This is a genomic window from Caldisericota bacterium (genome assembly GCA_034717215.1).
Taxonomy (GTDB): Bacteria; Caldisericota; Caldisericia; order Caldisericales; family Caldisericaceae; genus UBA646.
On the sequence record JAYELD010000033.1, the window covers coordinates 1 to 2,560 of the forward strand.

At 37.5% G+C, this 2,560-nt stretch carries 6 protein-coding genes; 1 reads left to right on the plus strand and 5 read right to left on the minus strand.

The features are described 5' to 3' along the window. Nucleotides 1-102: 102 nt before the first annotated feature. Nucleotides 103-306, minus strand: a complete 204-nt coding sequence (locus U9Q18_01515) for a ribbon-helix-helix domain-containing protein (protein ID MEA3313034.1) — start codon at nt 304-306, stop codon at nt 103-105. Nucleotides 307-514: 208 nt separating this feature from the next. On the opposite strand from U9Q18_01515, the gene U9Q18_01520 reads away from it, so the two are divergent. Next, nucleotides 515-745, plus strand: coding sequence for a hypothetical protein (locus U9Q18_01520; GenBank protein ID MEA3313035.1), 231 nt, complete (start codon nt 515-517; stop codon nt 743-745). Nucleotides 746-868: 123 nt separating this feature from the next. Here the strand turns inward: U9Q18_01520 and U9Q18_01525 are convergent, their stop codons facing one another. From U9Q18_01525 to U9Q18_01540, 4 genes are all read right to left on the minus strand, one after another. Beyond that, nucleotides 869-1,321, minus strand: coding sequence for a hypothetical protein (locus tag U9Q18_01525; GenBank protein MEA3313036.1), 453 nt, complete (start codon nt 1,319-1,321; stop codon nt 869-871). Further along, a complete protein-coding gene (locus tag U9Q18_01530) occupies nt 1,322-1,753 on the minus strand; it encodes a hypothetical protein (protein ID MEA3313037.1) in 432 nt (143 codons plus the stop codon). It abuts the gene before it with no gap. Between the two features lie 49 nt (nt 1,754-1,802). Continuing rightward, nucleotides 1,803-2,111 carry a hypothetical protein gene (locus U9Q18_01535; protein ID MEA3313038.1) on the minus strand — a complete coding sequence of 103 codons (309 nt, stop codon included), beginning with the start codon at nt 2,109-2,111 and terminating at the stop codon, nt 1,803-1,805. Between the two features lie 100 nt (nt 2,112-2,211). Continuing rightward, on the minus strand, nt 2,212-2,560 hold a 349-nt coding region (locus tag U9Q18_01540), incomplete at its 5' end, for an RNA-dependent DNA polymerase (GenBank protein MEA3313039.1).

The window sequence follows — 2,560 nt, forward strand, 5'->3', positions numbered from 1 at the left end:
AATCCACGGCACCCAGTCACCGTCAGCGCCGGCAAGATTAAGGCCGAGAGCAAACATTATTCCCAGCATCCAATTGTTAATCGCTAATCGTTTTATCACTTGTCATGTTCCATTTTGCCAGATACGAATCAATGGCTCTTCTGATTTGTTCTGAAGATACGAATCAATGGCTCTTCTGATTTGTTCTGACATGCGAACTTCAATTGTTTTTGATAAAACTTTTAGTTCTCGATGCTGCTTATCGGTAATTAGAATTGTAATTTTTTTCATAATCATGGTTATGACGTTTTTCTTACATTTTGTCAAGGTATATTTTGCTATTATTTTTTAGTGGTTAATATTATTGACAAAATATATCGTTTTGTGTAATATTTGTTAGGCTATTAATCACAAGCCGAGATTTCATAGTTGTGTGGCGAATTAAAACCTGGTTTAATCTTGTTTGACCGTGTTTATCGGCGTGTAAACGGTTGCAAACCGATAGATCGAGACGTCAGTTTTGGAGGGTGACAATATGAGCGGGGAGTATTTTAACTACAGAATGGAAAAGGAGATAAAAATGAGAACAATATCAGCATCAATATGTGCATTATTTATAGCCTTAATTTTAGTCTTTTGGTTTACTCTCTGGTCATTAATTAACTGCGAAAAGCAATTAGATGATTGTCGTTTTGAATGCAATCACTTGCAAACCAGAATAGCCATGCTTGAGGAGTTGAATGATTATGTTCCAGCTATGGAATAAGTTCTCAATCCTGTTCAATTAGCAGAACTTAAAGTAATAACCTTGCAAATTCAGAACCAGAAACACAAAGCTTATGAAGAGCGTGAAATGTCTATCTTTTAGTGGCTGTTCCACGTGAAATGTCTATCTTTTAGTGGCTGTTCCAGTTAATGTTTCCTTAAGTCTAGAACCAAAATAAAATGCTATAATTCCACTTAAAACAAGATGCTGCTCTGTAGTAATCTCAACCTTAATATAAGGAAAACCAAACCATTGCCCTAAGTTAGCTCCCCAAACTGCATATATTTCTGTAATTAAGGCCCCTAACCCTCCCAGCGGACGTACCATTCCGTTAAGGATACGAATAATCCAAGGCTGTTTCTGCGTAGCCATCTCTGACATAAACATTTGCCTTGCAGAGTCTGTAGAAGCTTCTGAGATTGCAAATAACTTACTGTATTTCTCTATTCGTTCAGCCTCAGATAACTTCTCTACAAAGCCCAGCCTGTTCATTACACTTCCCGCAGCTTTACCAACTTGACCAAGAGTTTCCTTTATCGGAGCTGCCGCAAGTTTTGATAAGAAGTTCCAAGCCATTTATATCCCCCTTAGCACATCTTTATAAATTTCTTCATCGGTCTCTGAAAATAACAACATAGGGTCAACCTTAGTTATTCTAACATGAATATGAGATGTTACCCCTGGATATTTCTTACCTATGTTTTGTGCCATCCCTATTACCTCTCCTGCTTTCAATTCTTTTCCAATTAAGTCAAAGTCAGGAACAAAATACCACATCTTAATCTCGACTCTTGGATTAATAATTTCAACACCTTTCCATTTCAAGTCATCTTTATATGGCAGTGATATTCGAGCTATTAGGCCGTCCACAGGCATCAGTATATCTTGGCCATCTTTACATTCAAAGTCAACTCCATTATGCTTTCTGTAGCCACGTGGCGCTCCGTGATGACCTAACCCTTTTGAGTCATTTCTTATTCCCATTCCTGTTGGATTTATAAAGCGCATTTCTCTGGTTCTCCTCGTGTCTTTTGACGATCCTGTAATTTTTTCATTTTCATGGGATCCAGTCCAGCACAGTTTTTATCTTATCCCACATAACATTTAACTTTGACCACGCAATAGTACACAATGCAAGTATTCCAGCAACACTAATTGTTCTGATTACAGGTCGCCAAAAATCCTTCTTGGCTATCTCAGATTCTTTCCGTTCTTGGCAAAGAGCCTTCTTAACAGCTAGATCTTTCTCAATCTTTGTTACTCTTTTGTTTGAAGTTTCAATTCTTTCGTAGACACCATTGAAGCTTTTGTCAATTGCCTTATGCATATCTGTGAGGGCTTTTATTATCGTGGCTGTGTCAGGCACTTTAGCCTCCAGAGAGCAGGCCATACAAAGCGACTGCGATTGTAAAGCATGTTGTTGATATGTGTAGGTTTTTCATTTTTAACATTGCTCCTCTATTTTTTCACCCTCTTTGTAAAACAAATTCACCCAAAATCTTTTCTCTCGACCGATATGTGTCTGCGTGTTTGCAGTGAGCCACCCAGCTCATTACTGAAGCGCTTATTCGATCTATATTTATTTGCCCTGTTTTATATTTGTTTTGCATTGATTTTAGCTTGCGCCGCATATTCTTTATGCTACGTTTTCGTATCAATTTATAATCTATCCATGTGCGATATCCTAAGAAATCTACTCCTTGATCTATCGGGAATATAGAGGTTTTGCGGTTTAAGTTTAAAGCCAGGTGTTTATTCAAAAATGCTATAACCTTTTGTTTCACGTATCCCAAATATTTTTTGCTGATATGAATC

Bases quoted from the DNA above. Each gene is read 5' to 3' on its own strand.
- U9Q18_01520 (MEA3313035.1), top strand. From the start codon at position 515: ATGAGCGGGGAGTATTTTAACTACAGAATGGAAAAGGAGATAAAAATG.
- U9Q18_01525 (MEA3313036.1), bottom strand. From the start codon at position 1,321: ATGGCTTGGAACTTCTTATCAAAACTTGCGGCAGCTCCGATAAAGGAA.
- U9Q18_01530 (MEA3313037.1), bottom strand. From the start codon at position 1,753: ATGCGCTTTATAAATCCAACAGGAATGGGAATAAGAAATGACTCAAAA.